The following is a 17,787-nucleotide window of genomic DNA, read 5'->3' as shown; positions in this document are numbered from 1 at the left end:
ACGGCCGGCCGCGCAGGCGCCCCGTCAGCGCCGACGGCTAGCCGCGCAGTCGTTCCATGCCGGGGTCGACCAGCGGCTCGGCGGCGACGGTGGCCGGGATGCGGCGGCCGAAGTATTCGATCTCGACGCCGTCTCCCTCCCCGATGTCCGCAGGGAGCCACGCGTACGCCACCGGCCGTCCCACCGTGTAGCCGAAGGCCGCGCTGGTCACGTAGCCGGACGGGACGTCGTCCACATACACGGGCTCCTTGCCCAGCACGACCGAGCGGCCGTCGTCGATGGTCAGGCAGCGCAGCCGGCGGGCCGGCGCGCCCGCGGCGGCCAGTGCGGCATCGCCGACGAATTCGCCCTTGTCCGCCTTGACCGCGAACCCGAGGCCCGCCTCCTCCGGCGTGTGCTCGGTGGTCATGTCGGTGCCCCAGAGCCGGTAGCCCTTTTCCAGCCGCAGGCTGTTGAACGCGGCCCGGCCGGCGGCGACGATCCCGTACTCCTGCCCGGCGTCGAACAGCGCGTCCCAGAGCCTGAGCCCCTGGTCGGCCGTGGTGTACAGCTCCCAGCCCAGCTCGCCCACATAGGAGAGCCGCATCGCGGTGACGGAGAGGCCGACAATGCGCACCCGGGCCGTGCGGAAGTACTTGAGCGAGTCGTTGCTGAAGTCGTCGCTGCTGACCTTGGCCATCACGCCGCGCGCAAAGGGCCCCCAGAGCCCGATGCAGCAGGTGCCGGCGGTGATGTCCTCGACCCGGACCCACTGGGCCGGGTCGGCCTGCGCTTGCGCGGCCGCCTCGCCGCGCAGGTACTCGTAGTCGGCGTTGTTGTTGATGCCGGCCTGGAACCGCTCCGGCGCCAGCCGCGCCACCGTGATGTCGCTGCGGATGCCGCCGCCGGAATCCAGCAACAGGCAGTAAGTCACCGCCCCGGGTTTCTTGTTGAGCTGCCCGGTGCCCAGCCGCTGCAGCAGGGCCAGGGCGCCCGGCCCGGACACCTCCACCCGCTTCAGCGGCGTCATGTCGTACATGGCGACGGCGGTGCGCGTCTTCCACGCTTCGGCCGCGGCGATGGGGGAGTGGTAGCGGGCGGCCCAGGCGTCGCGCTCCGGTTCCCGCCAGTCCTGCGGCAGCGTCGCCAGCAGGGCCGCGTTGGCCTCGTACCAGTGCGGGCGCTCCCAGCCGCCGGACTCCAGGAAGACCGCGCCGAGCTCTTGCTGGCGGCCGAAGAAGGGGCTGGTGCGCAGGTTCCGCGGGGATTCGCGCGGTTGCAGCGGGTGCAGCACGTCGTAGATCTCCACGAAGTTCTGCTGCGACGTCTCGCTGATGTATTCCGGGGCCAGCTGCACGTCTTCGAACCGGCGCACATCGCCTTCGTGCAGGTCCGTCTGCGACCGCCCGTCCACCAGCAGCTCTGCAACCGCCTTGGCCACTCCCGCCGAATGGGTGACCCACACGGCTTCGGCCAGGTAAAAACCGGCGACGTCCGGGGACTCCCCGATCACCGGGGCGCCGTCGGGGGTGAAGGAAAAAACGCCGTTGAAGCCGTCGGTGATGCCCGCGCCGCGGAGGGCTGGCAGCAGCCGCTGGCTTTCCCGCCAGGACGGTTCGAAGTCCGCCGGCGTGAAGCCCAGCCGCGAGGGCATGCGGTCGTCGGAGACGTCCGCCGGCGCGACAGCCGGAAGCCCGTCCAGGTCCACCGGCATGGGCCGGTGCGCGTAGGAACCGATGCCCAGCCGGTCGCCGTGCTCGCGGAAGTACAGGTCCGCGTCCTGGTGGCGCAGGATCGGCAGCCGGGCGCCGTTGGGCAGTTCGTTCCGGCCGGCCAGCGCCGGCAGCGCCGAGGTCTTGACGTACTGGTGCGCCAGCGGAAGCAGCGGCACCGTCATGCCGACCATGGCGCCGATCTTCGGCCCCCAGAACCCGGCACAGCAGACCACGACGTCGGCGGGCACCCTCCCGGTGTCGGTCTCCACCGCGGTGACCCGCCCGCCGTCGTGCTCAATGCCCGTCACGGTGGTGGAACCGCGGAACTCGACGCCGGCGGCGGAGGCGCGGGCGATTAGCAGCCGGACGGCGCGGGCCGCGAGGGCCAGCCCGTCGGAGGGGATGTGCAGGCCGCCGAGCACGTTGCCGGCCGGCAGCAGCGGATGGTGCTTTTCGCATTCATCCGGGTCGATCAGCCGGGCCTCCACGCCCCAGGAGGCGGCGAAGCCGGCCCTGCGCTTGAGCTCCTCGAACCGGGCGGGCGTGGTGGCCACCTCCAGCCCGCCCACCTGGTTGAAGCAGGAGATGCCGTCGGCCGAGAGCGAGCGCATTTTGCCCACGGTGTAGCGGGCGAATTCGGTCATGGTCTTGGACGGATTGGTTTGGAAGACCAGCCCGGGTGCGTGCGAACTCGACCCGCCGGCCAGATGCAGCGGGCCCTGCTCCAGGACGGTCACGTTCGTGCGGCCGCGGGCGGCCAGTTCGTCCGCCAGATTGGCGCCGACGATCCCTGCTCCGATGATGACGATGCGCGGGGAAGTGCTCATGCGGTAATGCTCCTTCAGGTAGCAGGGCGGGGCAAGAGATGCGGGGCCATGCGTTGTAGATGTGCGTCATGCGTTGTGGGGCGGCGAGTTTGGGGTGCGGCGGGTGGCCCGGTTGCCCCGGCCGCCCGCCGCAGGGCAGCCTAGGCGGGCGGTGGAGCAGCTGCCGGGCACTTCCCTTCGGGACAGGTGTCGTCGCATTCGTGTTTGGTGACCAGGTCGAACCTGCTGCCGCCGTGCTGGCCCACCCCGGATCGGATGGCGCGTTCCACGACGGAGTCGGCCAACCGGCGGCGCAGCGCCAGCGGATCACGGCGCAGGTCCTTGGCCAGCGCAATGCACATCAGCAGCATCACCAGGACGAACGGCAGCGCGACCACGATGGTGATGTTCTTGAGCCCGTTCAGGGCCTCGGCCGGCTGGTCCCCGCCGGCCAGCAACATCACCGCAGCGACTCCGCCGGTCAGCGCGCCCCAGAAGATCACGACGCCGCGGGAGGGCTCTTCGGCCCCGTTGGAACTGAGGGAAGCCATCACCAGCGAGGCCGAATCGGCGCCCGTGACGAAGAAGATCCCTACCAGAACCATCGCCAGGATCGCCACCGCGCCGGCCAGGATGTTCGGCAACGGCAGGTTTTGCAGCAGATCGAAGAGGGCGCCGTCGAAGGAGATGGTCGGTTCGCCGTCGACCATGTCGACCAGCCCGTCGCCGGTATCCGGTGTGGCGTCTGCCGCGGCCTGCACTCCAAAGCTGGCGCCGCCGAAGATCGCGAACCAGGCGACGCTCACAACGCTTGGCACCAGCAGCACGCCGGTGACGAACTGGCGGATGGTGCGGCCGCGGCTGATCCGGGCAATGAACATGCCGACGAACGGTGTCCAGGACACCCACCAGGCCCAGTAGAAGACCGTCCAGCCGGACATCCAGCTGCGCAGCGCCTCGTCGCCCACCGCTTCGGTGCGGGAGGCCATCTCGGCCAGGTCGCGGGCGTAATCCCCGACGGCGGCCGGCACCAGGTTCAGGATGAACAGCGTGGGGCCGGCAAGGAACACGATCAGCGCCAGAAGAACGGCCAGCACCATGTTGATGTTGGCCAGCCACTGAATGCCGCGGCGGATTCCGGAGACGGCCGAGGCGATGAAGCAGGCCGTGAGCACGGCGATGATGACCACGAGCACGCCGGTGGCCAGCTCGCCCACCCACCCGTTGAACGCCAAGCCGCTGCCGATTTGCAGGGCGCCGAGGCCGAGCGACGCGGCCGTGCCGAAGAGGGTGGCGAAGATGGCCAGGATGTTGATGAACTTCCCGGCCGGTCCCTCCACCGTCTTGCTGCCGAACAGGGAGGTGAAGATTGCCGAGATCAGCTGTTTGCGGCCCAGCCGGTAGGTGCCGTAGGCCATGGCGATGCCGACGACGGCGTACATCGCCCACGGGTGCAGCGTCCAGTGGAACAGCGAGGTTGCCATCGCCGTCTGGATTGCCTCCGGCGTCTGCCCGTCCACGGTGCCGGGCGGCGGGGCGATGTAGTGGTACATCGGTTCTGCCACGCCGTAGAACATCAGGCCGATGCCCATGCCGGCGGCGAACATCATGGAGATCCAGGAGATGGTGCGGAACTCCGGCTTTTCGCCGTCCTTGGACAGCGGGATGTTGCCGAACCGGCCGATCGCCAGCCACAGCACGAAAACCACGAAGAGCGAGGCCAGCAGGATGAAGAGCCAACCGGTATTCTCCATCACCCAGTTCAGTACGGTGACCGAGGTGGTGCCGAGATGCTCGGTGGCCAGAAAACCCCAGGCTACGAAAGCGACGGCGAGGGCGCCGGCCACGGCGAAGACTGTCTTGTCCAAGCCTCCGCTCGTCCGCTGGCGGCCCGCCAGCGCCTGCTCGTTCTCGCTCTCCCGAAGCTCGGCCAGGATCCGGGCGTCCTCCTCGGTGCCCGCTTGATCCGGCGGCGCATTGGCCGGTCTGTCGGAGGGCTCCTGGGCCAGCACCCGCTGCACCTCGTGGTCGGGTGGGCCATCATCAACTGCAAGATCGTTGTTCACTGACATCTGGTTCCTTTGGTGGATGACGAAGGCCCGGCTACACGAACCCGTCGACCTGCAGGCCGGGCGGGAGATTCGGGGCCTCTTCTGATTCCTGGACCATGATGATGCCGTCCACGACGGAGACACCGTGGACGCGGACCGGGAGTTTTGCCGGCGGCGCGTCAACGACGCCGGTACGCAGATTGAACTTCGACGCGTGCAGCGGGCACTCGACTTCGCAGCCCTCTACCCAGCCGTCCGCCAGCGAGGCGTCCTGGTGGGTGCACGTGTCGTCAATGGCAAAGAGCTCGCCCTCTTCCGTGTGGAAGACGGCGATGGGAGGCGAAGTGTCAAGCCGGATGGCGTCGCCGGGGGTTAGCTGGCTTAAGGGGCAGGCCTGATGCATGGGGGCGCCTTCTTTCGCAACGACACAGCGTGCCAAGTTCCGTCGTGAACAACGGCGTTCACGATAGGCAACAGTGTGCCGGGTCACATTCCGTTGTCAAGGGTTTGGAGAAATTCTTTTCTGCGGGTCCTTACCCCTTGACACACGCGGAATCCGTCTTCACGCTGTTTCACATAGCGCGTCGTGTTGCGTCAGGCGCTGCTTCTTCGGAAAACGTGGACCCTCATGCTGTGAAAGGCCCTATCCATGCAGACCCTTGTTGTCATCGGAGCTTCGCTGTCCGGGCTTTCTGCGGCCCGGGCGGCACGGAACCAAGGTTTTGCCGGCCGCCTGATCGTCGTTGGAGCGGAAGTGCATCCGCCCTACGACCGTCCGCCGCTGTCCAAGGACTTCCTGGCGGGCCGGGTCTCGGAGGCGGACCTGGCATTAGTCGACGGGGACGACGAGTTGGCCGCGGAATGGATTTTGGGTGTGACGGCCATAGGCCTCGACCCGGAGTCGATGACCGTGTCGCTCAGCGACGGACGGAGCCTCGCCGCGGACGGACTGGTCCTGGCCACCGGGTCCTCCGCCCGGGTACTCCCCGAAGTCGATGGCTGCGCGAACGTTTTCACCCTCCGCACGTTGGACGATGCCCGTGCGCTCCGCGGTCATCTGCTTCCCGGCCGGAAAATGGTGGTGATCGGGGCAGGCTTCATCGGCGCCGAGACCGCTTCGACCGCCCGTGACGCGGGCCTCGACGTCACCGTGGTGGAGCGGTCTCCTGCCCCACTGTCCGGCGCCCTGGGCGTCGAGATGGGTGCGGCCGTCGCCGGGCTGCACTCGGCCGGCGGGGTGGAGATGCTGTGCGGCACATCTGTCCGGTCCTTCCGCACCAGCGGCGGAAACGTCAGCCACGTGGTGCTCGACGACGGGCGGGAACTTCCCGCCGACATCGTCTTGGTGGGCATCGGCGGGCAACCGAACACCGACTGGCTGCTCGGCTCCGGAATAGAGTTGGGCAACGGCGTGCTCTGCGACTCGGCGGGCCGCACCAGCGTCTCCTCAGTGGTGGCCGTCGGGGACTGCGCGGCCTGGTGGAACCCGCGGGCAGGGGCGCACCAGCGGGTTGAGCACTGGACCGGGGCCTTGGAGCAACCTGCCGTTGCAGTGGCAGCGCTGTTGCAGGACACCGCGACCCTGCCGCCGGTCAATCCGCCCTATTTCTGGTCCGACCAATACGGCTCGCGCATTCAGTTTGCCGGCCACGTGCACGGCCACGACCGGGTTGAAATTGAACACGGCTGCCTCGAAGACAACAGCTTCCTCGCCGTCTACTACGCCGGAGCCGACCCCGTTGCCGTGCTGGGTGTCAACCAGGTCCGCCAGTTCACCAGGTGGCGCAAATTCCTCAACCGGGAAGCCGAACGGCACCTGGGCGTACTTTCAGCCGAATTCGCCGCCGCATCCTGAGCAACGCACCCATTCTCCCGCTGCCAGTTCTGTTCAAAGGAGTTCGCATGACCGCCGAAATGGTTTCGGATAGCCTGATCGCCACCCTGCCCGGCCATACCTATGTTGACGACGACGTCTTTCGGGCCGAGCAGGAACGCATCTTCGAGCAGATGTGGTTCTGTGCGGTCAGGTCCGCCGACCTTGACAAAGCCGGCGCCTATCGGACGGTCCAGATTGGCCGCGAATCGGTCATCGTGACCCGCAACCGCAAAGGCACCGTCCGTGCGTACTACAACATCTGCCGGCACCGCGGCGTCAAACTTTGCATGGAAGAGAGCGGTGAGGCGGGACGTGCGTTCCAATGTCCCTACCACGCCTGGACATACGACTTCGATGGCAAGCTCATCGCGGCGCCCAATCTCACCAAGATGCCCGATATCGACCGGCAAAAGTACGGGTTGATGGATGTTCCGGTGCGCGAATACCTGGGTTACGTGTGGTTGTGCCTCGCGGAGGAACCGCCGTCGTTCGACGACGACGTGGTGGGGGCGATCGAAGAGCGCCTGGGCGACGCCGGCGCGATCGACGGCTACGACATCGCCAACCTCAGCCTGGGCCGGCGGATCAGGTACGACGTGAAGGCCAACTGGAAGCTGATTATCGAGAACTTCATGGAGTGCTATCACTGCGCGACCATCCATCCGGAGCTGACGGAAGTGCTGCCGGAGTTCGCCGATGGACTGGCCGCGCAGTATTTTGTGGGCCACGGCGCCGAATTCGGCGAGGACGTTAAGGGCTTCACGGTGGACGGGTCGGAAGGCCTGGAACGGATTCCGGGCATCGCCGACGACCAGGACCGGCGCTATTACGCGGTGACCATCAGACCCACGGTCTTCCTGAACCTGGTGCCGGACCACGTGATCATCCACCGGATGTTTCCGTTGGCCGCGGACCGGACAGTGGTGGAGTGCGACTGGCTGTACATGCCCGGCGTGGTGGAAGCCGGAAAGGACCTCACGGCCTCCGTCGAGCTCTTTCACCGGGTGAACCAGCAGGACTTCGACGCGTGCGAACGCTGCCAGCCGGCGATGGGCTCCAAGATCTACGCCAACGGCGGCGTGCTGGTTCCCAGCGAACACCACATCAGCGCGTTCCACGAGTGGGTCACGGCCCGACTGGCCGGAGAGCCCGCCGCCGCCGTCGTCAAATGACAGCCGGGCGCCGGCGTCGTCATTGGGTAGCCGGCGGCGGTCAGCTGTCCCGGGAGTAGCCCATCCGGGCGCTAATGTCCTGCCCGGCCTGCTTGATGTCCTCGACCAGCCCGTCAATCTGCTCGGGCTTGAACCGGAAGGCCGGGCCCGAAATGCTGACGGATCCGATAACGGTTCCCAGGTGGTCCCATACCGGAACAGCAATGGAATTCAGGCCGATCTCGAATTCTTCCTTGACGACGGCGTAGCCCTGGGCGGAGACCTGGAGCAGCTCCTTTTCCAGTTTCTGCCGGGAGGTGATCGTGTTCGCGGTCTGCGCCGGCAACCGGGTTTGCTTCACGATCTTGAGCCGGTCTTCGGAGGTGAGCCCCGCCAGCAGGACCTTACCGCTGGACGTGGCGTGGAGGGGCGTCAGACTGCCGATCCAGTCGGACATCGCCAGAGTGGAGGTGCCCCGCGCCTGGTCCACGTTGACGGCATAGTTGGAACGCAGGACTGCCAGGTTCACGGTTTCCTTGTACTGCTCCGCCAGCCGCTCCAGCACGGGCCGTGCCTCGCGCACCAGGCTCAGGTTCCCCGGGATCGAGTTCGCGAGCCGCAGGATGCTAAAGCCGAGCTGGTATTTGCCGCGCTCGCTGTTCTGCTGCACCATGCCGCGCTGGTCCAGGGACGCCAGCAGCCGCGACGCGGTGGACTTGTGCACGCCCATTTCCTCGGCGATGTCGCTGACGCCGGCGGCGCCACGTCGGGCCAGGATCTCGAGCACGGTGATGGCGCGGTCCACAGACTGCACGCCGCGGTTCAGGTTCTCCGGCGACGCCTCGTCGTCGAACTCTTCAGGATCGGCCATAGGACCATAATCTCATTGCGGCAGGGCGGGGTGGGCCCGCACGGCGAAGCTGGTCCTACAGTGCCGCGACGGATTCAGGGTCGGCGGCGCGTGCCTGCGCCACGGCAGGGGAGAATTCGCGGGACAGGGCGGCAGCCATGCCGGCCGATGCCCGCTCGAGGAGGATTTTGCCCTTGCCGGCGGTCGCCTCGGCCGCGGAGGAAAGGCAGCCGGAGGCCGGTGTCAGTTCGGGGTTGACGGGCAGGACATCGTAGTTCGGCAGGACGGCGGGGGGAGCGTCGACGACCTTGTCCATGCGGACGCGCTCCGGGTAGAGGTGCAGCATGAGCGAGGTTTCCAGCACGCCGCCGTGCTCCAGGTCCCAGCCGGTGAAGCCATCCGGGTACAGCTCGGTGATGGTCCGCTCGTCAACGAAGTCCCAGTAGGAGAGCAGCACTACCTTGACGTCCTGGACGCCGCTTTGGTGCAGTTCGCGGAGCGCCAGGTCGACGCCTTCGTACAGGAACTGGTAGTTCTCGAAATGGCCGTTGATGAAGGCAATGTTCCGGGCACCGTGCCGGGCAAATTCCAGGGTGAGCGTCTTGGCGATGGAAATGACCGTCGCGGCGTCGAGGCTGGTGGTGCCGGGGAGGTGGTTGCCGCCCCCGGAGCGTTGCTGGGACTTGTACCCGTAGACGACGGGAGCGGCGACAACACCACCGATGGATGACGCCGTCGCACCGGCCAACGCCGTAGACAGGAGAACATCCACGTTGAGCGGCATATGCGGCCCGTGCTGCTCTATGGAGCCGACCGGGATCAGCACGACGGCGTTGTCGTCGGCGATGCGTTCCCGATAGGTAAAGGCGTCGAGTTCTTCCATGTACACGCTGGCAGGCATGCTTGCTCCAAACGATCGTTGTGCGGCTCATTCGCGATGAGCGGTGGATTGCAGGTGGTGCTGCCGGGGCGGGACCGGACGGCCCCGCCCCGGCAGGTCGGGTCAGGCCTGGATGATGTTGTTCTCGGGGCCGAAACCGAACTTGGTGATGTTTTCCACGCTGTCTTCGCCGATGACGAGGATGTCGTGTTCGCGGTAGCCGCCGGCACCGGGTTCGCCGTCGGCGACGGTGATCATCGGCTCCATGGAAACGACCATGCCCGGTTCCAGGACGGTGTCGATGTCCTCGCGCAGTTCCAGGCCTGCCTCGCGTCCGTAGTAGTGCGAGAGGACGCCGAACGAGTGGCCGTACCCGAACGTGCGGTTCGCCAGCAGCCCGTGGCCGATGTAGATCTCGTTCAGCTCGGCGGCGATGTCCTTGCAGACGGCGCCGGGCTTGATCAGTTCCAGCCCGCGGCGGTGCACCTCTACGTTGATGTTCCACAGCTCGAGCGAGCGTTCGTCCGGCTCGCCCAGGAACAGGGTCCGTTCCAGCGCGGTGTAGTAACCGGAGGTCATCGGGAAGCAGTTCAGGGACAGGATGTCCCCACGCTGCAGCTTTCGGGTGGTGGCCCAGTTGTGCGCACCGTCGGTGTTGATGCCGGACTGGAACCAGACCCAGGTGTCACGGACTTCGCGGTGCGGGAAGGTGCGGGCAATCTCGTGAACCATGGCCTCGGTGCCGATCAGTGCCACTTCGTACTCGCTGATGCCTTCCCGGATGGCCGCCTTGATGGCCTCGCCGCCCAGGTCGCCGATCCGTGCACCGTGCTTGATGACCTCGATTTCCTCGGCCGACTTAATCATCCGCTGGCGCATCGCGTCCTGCGAGACGTCGAGCAGTTCGGCGCCGTCGAAGGCGGCCTGGATGCGCTGGCGGGTCATCAGCGGCAGGGCATCGTCCTCGACACCGAGGCGGCGTGCGCTGACGCCGCGCTGGCGCAGGGCTTCCTGCAGGCCGAAGTAGAAGTTGTCGCGCTTCCAGTCCGTGTAGACGATGTTCTCGCCGTAGCTGGTGCGCCACGGCATTCCGGCGTCGATGTTGGCGGTGACCGTGACCGAGTCGTCTGCGGTGACGACCAGGGCGTAGTTGCGGCCAAACGTCGTGTACAGGAAGTCCGAGTAGTACTTGATGCCGTGGTAGCTGGTCAGGATGACCGCGTCGAGCTCCTTGGCGGCCATAATCTGCCGCAGTCCGGCCAGACGGCGTTCGAATTCCGCATCGGAGAAGGTCAGCTGCTGCTTCTCACCGTTGTGCAGGACCTTCAGGCGCTCGAGCTCGGACACGCTGTTGGCGGAGGGGGAGGCGGGGGCGATGGTCATTGGATCTCCTTCGTGGTGTTTCTGTGTGCGGGAAAGGTGGCTTTGAGGTTGGTGCGGCCACGCATGTTGATGCGTCGGTCCGCCGGCTAGGCCGTGGGTGCGGGGGTGCGGTCCTCCGGGGCATCCGGGGCCTCCGGTGCCAGCGCGGCAACGGAGCCTGCGGGATGGTCGGCCTCGACCAACGCTGTTTCGCAGTCGCCGTGATCCTTCAGGAATTCCTCGTCGGAGCTGTCCTGCTTCAAGCCGAGCGGAATGCCGGCGGCAATCCGAGAACGGAACCGGGAGTATCCGAGCAGGAAGTACACCGTGGCCGAGGTGATGGTCCCGCCCAGCCACGAGAAATCGATGCCTCCGACCGCGGTCGCGATGGGTCCCTGGAGGACCGGAACCGAGCCGTACATGCACATCCAGGTCATGAAAATGCCGGCGAAGAAGGCGATGAAAGCCGCCGGGTTGAAGGCCTTGAGCTGGGTGTCGGACGGCGAGCGGAAGAGGTAGCTGAAGTTCTTGTGGTGGCGCTCGAAGACGAAGTAATGAACGGCCATGATCCCGCCCCAGGTCGCGACCCACGCTGCAATCGCGATGATCCAGTTGTGCAGCATGTGGGCAAAGTCAGTCGCGAACATGAAACCGATGACCGCCGCCATTGCCAGGCCACCGACGACGATGGACAGCTTCTTGCGGGAGATTTGGATGTCCAGGGCCTGCGTGGCGACACCGAACGTGTACATATTGATGATGTTGGTTGCGATGGGTCCGTGGATGACCAGCAGGATCACCGGAATGGCGAACGCTCCGTAGCTTTCCACGATCAGCTGGCCGGGATCGGCCGTGCCGTTCTTTGTCGCCAGGCTGGCGCCCAGGACGCCGAGCCAGACCACGGGGAGGAACTGCCCGAGGACGCTGACCACATAGAGCTTTGCGGGCCGGATCTTCTTGCTCACGAAGCGGGAGTAGTCGGGAGCGTAGGTGAACCAGCCGATGCCCCAGCCGATGCCGATGGCGGTCATGATCGAGGACATGGCAGCGATCCGCGGCATGCCGGTGAGAACCTCGCCCACGGGTCCCTGGTAGCTCCAGTCGATGTCCAGCTGCGTCCAGGCCACGATCGACATGGCAATGAGGACCAGGACGGTGGGCGGCATGGTGATCCGCTCGAAGCGGGAAATGGCGCGGTAGCCGCGGTAGCAAATGGCCACCTGGATCGACATGATGACGGCAGCCGTGCCGATGCGCCACCCCAAGTTGGTGGCCGCAGGATCAACCCAGCCGATCATTCCGAACAGCGCCATGATCAGGTCCAGGATGACCCACGTGTTGACGGCGGACCATCCGATGGCGATCACGGCCTGGATGGCTGCGGGTAGGTAGGCGCCCCTGCGGCCGAACGCTCCGCGGGCCAGCAACATGCCGGTAGCTCCGGTGCGCTGCCCGAGGATTACGAAGAAGCCGAAGCCAAGCATGCCGATGACGTTGCCGGCAATGAGCACGGTGAGGGTATCGGCAAGGCTCAATCCGAGGTGGATGCCCAGGGCACCCAGGATCCAGTTGATCGGGGCGACGTTGGCGCCGGCCCAGATCCAGAACTGGCCTGACAGCTTGGTGGTACGGGCCGATTCGGGAACCGGCTGCAGGATGTCTTCTACGTGTTGGGTGGCCTGTTCGGATTTCGTGGCGGATCTCTGGCTCATGGCGGGTCTCCTGACGATTTGCAACGCGAGGCGGAGCAGGACTTCACCCAGACTAGGAGGTGATGCAGCTCACAGCGTATAGTCGGACCGTAACCACTTAGATGCATGGAGGGTGACGGACTGTCCCCCCTACACCGGATCGGGCTGCTCAGAGGCGGGATTATCCATGGTCGTGATGTTGTCGGATGTGCTTGGGCTTGAACTGATGCGGCGCGCCAGTCCGTTGGTTCGGGCCGGCAAAAGCCAGATTCCCGGCGGCAAGGTCAGATGGGTGCATTCGAGCGAAGTTTTGGAAATAGCGCCGCTGCTGCGCGGCCAGGAGCTGCTGCTGAGCGGCGGGGACGCCTTGTTAAACCTCCGGCCCGCCGCACAACACGAGTACATCCGCAGCCTGGCGGCCCGGCATGTGACGGCCTTGGCGATCCAAACCGCGGGCTCCGGCCGCTCGCTCTCGGCCGAGCTTGTGGAGGCAGCCGAAGAGGTTGGGCTGCCGCTGATCGAGCTGCGGCGCGTGGTCCCGTTCGTGGAGATCGCGGAAGAAGTCAACCGGAAAGTCGTGTCTGAACATGTCACGGCCCTGCAAACCGCCGATTCCATCTCGCAGCGCTTGGCGGAACACCTGGCTTCTTCCGGTCCGGCACTGAGCCCCCTGATCGAGATTGTCTCGCAGTCGCTGCGGATCGAGGCGGCGCTGCTGGACCCCAGCGGGACCGTCTTGGAGTTCGTTGGCGGCTTCCCGCCCGATCCCACCTCCGTAAATGTGGAATCGGACATTTTCGTTGGCAGCCTGGTGTCGGCGCGCCTGCGGCTGCAAAGCCGCCGGGATGTTGCCCCGGAGCTGCTGAAGACGGTGGGAGAGCGGATCGGCGGCATTCTGGCGCTCGCCGTGTCGCAGCAGCACAGGCCGACGGCGCAGCAGATTGCCCACACCGCCCTGATGCGGGCCGTCATCAGCGGCGCCGGCGCCTCCCACATCCACGAGTTGTGCACCGCCGCGGGCCTCTCGACCGTACAACCGGCCTTCGTCATGGTGTTTCGCCGGATTGGGCTGACCAGCGTACGCGGAGTGGCCGAAAGGATCCTCAAAAACCGGTGTCCCGATGCCCGGACCTATCTGGACGGCGAGAGCCTGTGCGCCCTGGTCCAGCTCAGCATCAGCGGCACGCGCCAGGAGCGGCGGGAAATCCTGGCCGGATTGCGTGAGGACTTCCGCGGCCTGGCGGTGGCTGGTGCGATCGGGCCGACGGTTGCCACGCCCTTGCATGCCCACTCGTCCCTGGTCGAGGCCAGGCTGACCCAAGCGGTGGGGCCCCCGGACGACCTGGAAAGCAACATCCGCGACTGCGAGGACTTTGTCCTGGAGCGGCTGGCGGCCCGCGAGCTCTCCGGACCGGTCGCCGGACGAATCACCCAGGAACTGCTCGGCGAGCTGTTGGACTATGACCGGAAGCGGGGGACGCGGCTGCTGGACACCCTCGACGCCTGGCTCATGAGCGGCTGCAATTCCGCAGAGACTGCGCGGATCCTGTTCGTGGAACGCCAAACGCTGCATAAGCGGCTGCGCAAGATTTTCGACCTCATCGGCGAGGACCCCCGGGGCACGCCCAAGATGTCCGGGCTCAACCTGGCGGTCCGCCTGGCCAAGAACCCCTCGCCCGCCGAAATCGGCGGCTGAACGGTTCCGCCAAAGACACCTTCCCCGCGTTACAACACCGCGCGGATGGCCTTTTCGAAGCCGGTGATGTGCTCGAGGGCCAGGCCGGCAGCGTGGTCCGCGTCGCCGTCGACAATCGAGTCCAGCAGTTCCACGTGCTCGCTGATGTGGCCGGCGACGGACGGCACCTTATCCAGCACGAGGCACCAGATGCGGGTGGCCAGGTTGTCCAGCCTGATCAGGGTGTCCTCGAGGTAGGGATTGCCCGCGGCGCGATAGATGGCGCGGTGCACGCTGAGGTCGTAACGCATCAGGTCGTGTTTGTCGGGCCGGGCGTCGCCGAGCTTCCCGATGTCCCGCGCCAGCTGCGACAGTTCTGCGCGCATTGCCTCCCCGGCCGACTCCGCTGCCTTGCGGGCCGCCAGGGGTTCCAGCACGCGGCGCAGTTCCGACACAGCGGCCAGTTCGGTGATGTCCACGATGGTGGCGAAGGTGCCGCGGCGCGGATAGGAGATGACCAGGTGGTCGACCTCCAGTTTCTTCAGGGCCTCGCGCACCGGAGTGCGGCCAAAGCCGAGTTCCGCCGCCAGCTGCCCGTCATTGATGGGGGCGCCGGGGCGGATATCCAACATGATCAGCTTGTCCCGCACCGCACGGTAGGCCTGCTCGGCCAGCGACAGCGGCTCGGTTCCGGCATCGGGTTCCGCGGTGATGCTCATGATGCTCCTAATGGTCCGCTGACCTGGTCGGGGTCCTGCCGGCCGGGAATTCGATGCCGGAAGGAACCTCTTGACGGGGTGTGATCTCCCCCATACTATTGCAATCAGTTCTGATATATCAGTCAAACATTAGTTGTGATTGATCAGGTTCTTTGAAGGAGAAGTCGGATGGTGAACACGCTGACAACCGGATTGGCTGCGGCCGATCCCGAGGTGGCCGGTGCCATTGCGCGGGAGCTGGAACGCCAGCAGTCCACGCTGGAGATGATCGCGTCGGAAAACTTCGCCCCCACCGCGGTGATGGAGGCCCAGGGGTCGGTGCTGACCAACAAGTACGCCGAGGGCTACCCGGGCCGGCGCTACTATGGCGGCTGCGAGCACGTGGACGTGATCGAGCAGCTGGCCATCGACCGGGTCAAGGCACTGTTCGGTGCGGAAGCCGCCAACGTCCAGCCCCACTCGGGTGCCCAGGCCAACGCCGCGGCCATGTTCGCGCTGCTGTCCCCGGGAGACACCATCCTGGGCCTGAACCTGGCACACGGCGGGCACCTGACCCACGGCATGAAGATCAACTTCTCCGGCAAGCTCTACAACGTCGTGCCCTACGGGGTCTCGGAGTCCGACCACCGGATCGACATGGCAGAGGTGGAGCGCCTCGCCGTCGAGCACAAGCCCAAGCTGATCGTGGCCGGCTGGTCCGCCTACACCCGCCAGCTGGACTTCGCGGAGTTCCGGCGGATCGCCGACGAGGTCGGCGCCTACCTGATGGTGGACATGGCGCACTTCGCCGGCCTGGTGGCCGCCGGACTGCACCCGAACCCGGTGCCGTACGCCGACGTCGTCACCACCACCACGCACAAGACGCTGGGCGGCCCGCGCGGGGGCGTGATCCTGTCCAAGCAGGAGCTGGCCAAGAAGATTAACTCCGCGGTGTTCCCCGGCCAGCAGGGCGGCCCGCTGGAGCACGTGGTGGCAGCCAAGGCCGTGGCCTTCAAGTTTGCCGCCTCCGACGAGTTCGCGGACCGCCAGCAGCGGACCCTCGAGGGCTCGCGGCTGCTGGCCCAGCGGCTGCTGGCCGACGACGTGGCGGCCGCCGGCATCAGCCTGGTCAGCGGCGGCACCGACGTGCACCTGGTCCTGGTGGACCTGCGCAACTCGGAACTGGACGGCCAGCAGGCCGAGGACCGGCTGCACTCCATCGGCATCACCGTCAACCGCAACGCGGTCCCGTTCGATCCGCGCCCGCCGATGGTTTCCTCCGGCCTGCGGATCGGCACCCCTGCCTTGGCCACCCGCGGCTTTGGCGCCGCCGAATTCACCGAGGTGGCAGACATCATTGCCGCCGCCCTGACCCGTGCACCGGACGAGGAGCTGCTCACCGAGCTCCGCGGCCGCGTGGCCCTGCTGGCGGAGAAGTTCCCGCTCTACCCCAACCTGAACGCCGAGCCGAACGGAGCCGAATAATGGCCGATCTGCTGCCCGAGCACCCGGACTTCCTCTGGCGGAATCCGGAGCCGAAATCCTCGTACGACGCCGTGATCGTCGGCGGCGGCGGCCACGGCCTGGCCACCGCCTACTACCTGGCCAAAAACCACGGCATGACCAACATCGCGGTGCTGGAACGCGGCTGGCTGGCCGGCGGCAACATGGCCCGCAACACCACGATCATCCGCTCCAACTACCTCTGGGACGAGAGCGCGGGAATCTACGAGCACTCGCTCAAACTCTGGGAGCAGCTGCCGGAGGAACTGGAATACGATTTCCTCTTCTCCCAGCGCGGCGTGATGAACCTGGCGCACACCCTGCAGGACGTGCGCGAGAGCATCCGCCGGGTGAACGCCAACCAGCTCAACGGCGTGGATGCCGAGTGGATCACCCCGGACCAGATCAAGGAACTGTGCCCCATCATCAACACCGGGGACGACATCCGCTATCCGGTCATGGGTGCCACCTACCAGCCCCGCGCCGGCATCGCCAAGCACGACCACGTGGCCTGGGCCTTCGCCCGCAAGTGCGACGAGATGGGCGTGGACATCATCCAAAACTGCGAGGTCACCGGATTCCTCAAGGACGGCGACCGGGTTGTCGGCGTCGAAACCAGCCGCGGCCGGATCAACGCCGGCAAGGTCGGCCTGGCCGGCGCGGGACACAGCTCGGTGCTCGCCGAACTGGCCGGCTTCGAGCTGCCCATCCAGTCGCACCCGCTGCAGGCGCTGGTCTCCGAGCTGCACGAGCCGGTCCACCCCACGGTGGTCATGTCCAACCACGTCCACGTCTACGTCTCCCAGGCACACAAGGGCGAACTGGTCATGGGCGCGGGCATCGACACCTACAACGGCTACGGCCAGCGCGGCGCCTTCCACGTCATCGAGGAACAGATGGCGGCCGCCGTCGAGCTCTTCCCGATCTTCGCCCGCGCCCACGTGTTGCGGACCTGGGGCGGCATCGTCGACACCACGATGGACGCCTCGCCGATCGTGTCCAAGACGCCGATCGACCAGCTCTACGTGAACTGCGGCTGGGGCACCGGCGGGTTCAAGGGAACGCCGGGCGCCGGCTACACCTTCGCCCACACCATCGCCACGGACGAACCGCACCCGCTGAACGCGCCATTTGCCTTGGACCGGTTTGAGACCGGACACCTCATCGACGAACACGGCGCCGCCGCCGTGGCCCACTAGGAAGGAAGACCGAGATGCTTCTGATCGAATGCCCCTGGTGCGGGCCGCGCGACGAGACCGAATACCACTACGGCGGCCAGGCCCACGTCGCCTACCCGGCGGACCCGAACCAGTTGAGCGACGCGGAATGGGCGAAGTTCCTCTTCTACCGCGCCAACCCCAAGGGCCTGTTCGCCGAACGCTGGGTGCACAGCACCGGCTGCAGGCGCTGGTTCAACGCGGTGCGCGACACCGTCAGCTACGAATTCAAAGCCGTGTACAAGCCCGGCGAGAAACCACCGATCGAACTCGGCAGCCTCGCGGGTGCCAAGGCCCAGCCGGCCGAAGGAGGAGCGAAATGACCGCCACCGG

14 protein-coding genes are annotated in these 17,787 nt (G+C 66.5%); 6 read left to right on the top strand and 8 right to left on the bottom strand.

Annotation, left to right across the window (positions count from 1 at the left end):
* Positions 1-37 precede the first annotated feature (37 nt).
* The 3 genes from AC5RUH_RS05225 to AC5RUH_RS05215 form a co-directional block, all read right to left on the bottom strand.
* On the bottom strand, positions 38-2,521 hold the full coding sequence (locus AC5RUH_RS05225) for a GcvT family protein (protein ID WP_494128082.1): 2,484 nt from the start codon (positions 2,519-2,521) through the stop codon (positions 38-40).
* Between the two features lie 140 nt (positions 2,522-2,661).
* On the bottom strand, positions 2,662-4,572 hold the full coding sequence (locus AC5RUH_RS05220) for a BCCT family transporter (protein WP_494014662.1): 1,911 nt from the start codon (positions 4,570-4,572) through the stop codon (positions 2,662-2,664).
* 31 nt (positions 4,573-4,603) lie between these two features.
* Positions 4,604-4,954 carry a bifunctional 3-phenylpropionate/cinnamic acid dioxygenase ferredoxin subunit gene (locus AC5RUH_RS05215; protein ID WP_494001748.1) on the bottom strand — a complete coding sequence of 117 codons (351 nt, stop codon included), beginning with the start codon at positions 4,952-4,954 and terminating at the stop codon, positions 4,604-4,606.
* Positions 4,955-5,200: 246 nt separating this feature from the next.
* On the opposite strand from AC5RUH_RS05215, the gene AC5RUH_RS05210 reads away from it, so the two are divergent.
* Together AC5RUH_RS05210 and AC5RUH_RS05205 are read left to right on the top strand one after the other, a co-directional pair.
* Positions 5,201-6,406, top strand: a complete 1,206-nt coding sequence (locus tag AC5RUH_RS05210; protein ID WP_494050303.1) for an NAD(P)/FAD-dependent oxidoreductase — start codon at positions 5,201-5,203, stop codon at positions 6,404-6,406.
* A gap of 47 nt (positions 6,407-6,453) precedes the next feature.
* Positions 6,454-7,599: an aromatic ring-hydroxylating oxygenase subunit alpha gene (locus AC5RUH_RS05205; RefSeq protein WP_494128081.1), complete on the top strand. Its 1,146-nt coding sequence runs from the start codon at positions 6,454-6,456 to the stop codon at positions 7,597-7,599.
* Between the two features lie 40 nt (positions 7,600-7,639).
* Here the strand turns inward: AC5RUH_RS05205 and AC5RUH_RS05200 are convergent, their stop codons facing one another.
* The 4 genes from AC5RUH_RS05200 to AC5RUH_RS05185 all read right to left on the bottom strand — a co-directional run bounded on the left by AC5RUH_RS05200 (position 7,640) and on the right by AC5RUH_RS05185 (position 12,382).
* A complete protein-coding gene (locus AC5RUH_RS05200) occupies positions 7,640-8,449 on the bottom strand; it encodes an IclR family transcriptional regulator (protein WP_494014659.1) in 810 nt (269 codons plus the stop codon).
* Between the two features lie 55 nt (positions 8,450-8,504).
* Positions 8,505-9,329, bottom strand: a complete 825-nt coding sequence (locus AC5RUH_RS05195; protein WP_494128080.1) for a creatininase — start codon at positions 9,327-9,329, stop codon at positions 8,505-8,507.
* 102 nt (positions 9,330-9,431) lie between these two features.
* Entirely contained in the window at positions 9,432-10,691 is a 1,260-nt protein-coding gene (locus tag AC5RUH_RS05190; protein ID WP_494001743.1) for a M24 family metallopeptidase, read from the bottom strand.
* Positions 10,692-10,777: 86 nt separating this feature from the next.
* Positions 10,778-12,382, bottom strand: a complete 1,605-nt coding sequence (locus AC5RUH_RS05185; protein WP_494001742.1) for a purine-cytosine permease family protein — start codon at positions 12,380-12,382, stop codon at positions 10,778-10,780.
* 166 nt (positions 12,383-12,548) lie between these two features.
* Between AC5RUH_RS05185 and AC5RUH_RS05180 the strand changes: the two genes are divergently transcribed.
* A complete protein-coding gene (locus AC5RUH_RS05180; protein ID WP_494128079.1) occupies positions 12,549-14,057 on the top strand; it encodes a PucR family transcriptional regulator in 1,509 nt (502 codons plus the stop codon).
* A 29-nt stretch (positions 14,058-14,086) separates the two neighbouring features.
* Here AC5RUH_RS05180 and AC5RUH_RS05175 read toward each other — a convergent pair whose 3' ends face one another.
* Positions 14,087-14,755 (bottom strand): GntR family transcriptional regulator, encoded by a 669-nt coding sequence (locus AC5RUH_RS05175; protein WP_494128078.1) that lies wholly within the window; start codon positions 14,753-14,755, stop codon positions 14,087-14,089.
* Between the two features lie 168 nt (positions 14,756-14,923).
* Here AC5RUH_RS05175 and glyA point away from each other — a divergent pair, with 168 nt between their 5' ends.
* The 3 genes from glyA to AC5RUH_RS05160 are packed head-to-tail and all read left to right on the top strand — an operon-like array spanning position 14,924 to position 17,777.
* Positions 14,924-16,219 carry a serine hydroxymethyltransferase gene (glyA, locus tag AC5RUH_RS05170; protein WP_494128077.1) on the top strand — a complete coding sequence of 432 codons (1,296 nt, stop codon included), beginning with the start codon at positions 14,924-14,926 and terminating at the stop codon, positions 16,217-16,219.
* Positions 16,219-17,436 carry a sarcosine oxidase subunit beta family protein gene (locus tag AC5RUH_RS05165; RefSeq protein WP_494128076.1) on the top strand — a complete coding sequence of 406 codons (1,218 nt, stop codon included), beginning with the start codon at positions 16,219-16,221 and terminating at the stop codon, positions 17,434-17,436. Before glyA ends, AC5RUH_RS05165 begins: the two co-directional genes overlap by 1 nt.
* Positions 17,437-17,450: 14 nt before the next feature.
* Positions 17,451-17,777: a sarcosine oxidase subunit delta gene (locus AC5RUH_RS05160; protein WP_494001737.1), complete on the top strand. Its 327-nt coding sequence runs from the start codon at positions 17,451-17,453 to the stop codon at positions 17,775-17,777.
* The last annotated feature ends 10 nt before the right edge of the window (positions 17,778-17,787 follow it).

It is taken from the genome of Arthrobacter sp. Y3223166, assembly GCF_059090935.1.
This window is presented reverse-complemented; position numbering and strand designations above follow the sequence as displayed.

Bases quoted from the DNA above. Each gene is read 5' to 3' on its own strand.
- AC5RUH_RS05225 (WP_494128082.1), bottom strand. From the start codon at position 2,521: ATGAGCACTTCCCCGCGCATCGTCATCATCGGAGCAGGGATCGTCGGC.
- AC5RUH_RS05200 (WP_494014659.1), bottom strand. From the start codon at position 8,449: ATGGCCGATCCTGAAGAGTTCGACGACGAGGCGTCGCCGGAGAACCTG.
- AC5RUH_RS05160 (WP_494001737.1), top strand. From the start codon at position 17,451: ATGCTTCTGATCGAATGCCCCTGGTGCGGGCCGCGCGACGAGACCGAA.
- AC5RUH_RS05220 (WP_494014662.1), bottom strand. From the start codon at position 4,572: ATGTCAGTGAACAACGATCTTGCAGTTGATGATGGCCCACCCGACCAC.
- AC5RUH_RS05195 (WP_494128080.1), bottom strand. From the start codon at position 9,329: ATGCCTGCCAGCGTGTACATGGAAGAACTCGACGCCTTTACCTATCGG.
- AC5RUH_RS05180 (WP_494128079.1), top strand. From the start codon at position 12,549: ATGGTCGTGATGTTGTCGGATGTGCTTGGGCTTGAACTGATGCGGCGC.
- AC5RUH_RS05215 (WP_494001748.1), bottom strand. From the start codon at position 4,954: ATGCATCAGGCCTGCCCCTTAAGCCAGCTAACCCCCGGCGACGCCATC.
- glyA (WP_494128077.1), top strand. From the start codon at position 14,924: ATGGTGAACACGCTGACAACCGGATTGGCTGCGGCCGATCCCGAGGTG.
- AC5RUH_RS05185 (WP_494001742.1), bottom strand. From the start codon at position 12,382: ATGAGCCAGAGATCCGCCACGAAATCCGAACAGGCCACCCAACACGTA.
- AC5RUH_RS05165 (WP_494128076.1), top strand. From the start codon at position 16,219: ATGGCCGATCTGCTGCCCGAGCACCCGGACTTCCTCTGGCGGAATCCG.
- AC5RUH_RS05210 (WP_494050303.1), top strand. From the start codon at position 5,201: ATGCAGACCCTTGTTGTCATCGGAGCTTCGCTGTCCGGGCTTTCTGCG.
- AC5RUH_RS05190 (WP_494001743.1), bottom strand. From the start codon at position 10,691: ATGACCATCGCCCCCGCCTCCCCCTCCGCCAACAGCGTGTCCGAGCTC.
- AC5RUH_RS05175 (WP_494128078.1), bottom strand. From the start codon at position 14,755: ATGAGCATCACCGCGGAACCCGATGCCGGAACCGAGCCGCTGTCGCTG.
- AC5RUH_RS05205 (WP_494128081.1), top strand. From the start codon at position 6,454: ATGACCGCCGAAATGGTTTCGGATAGCCTGATCGCCACCCTGCCCGGC.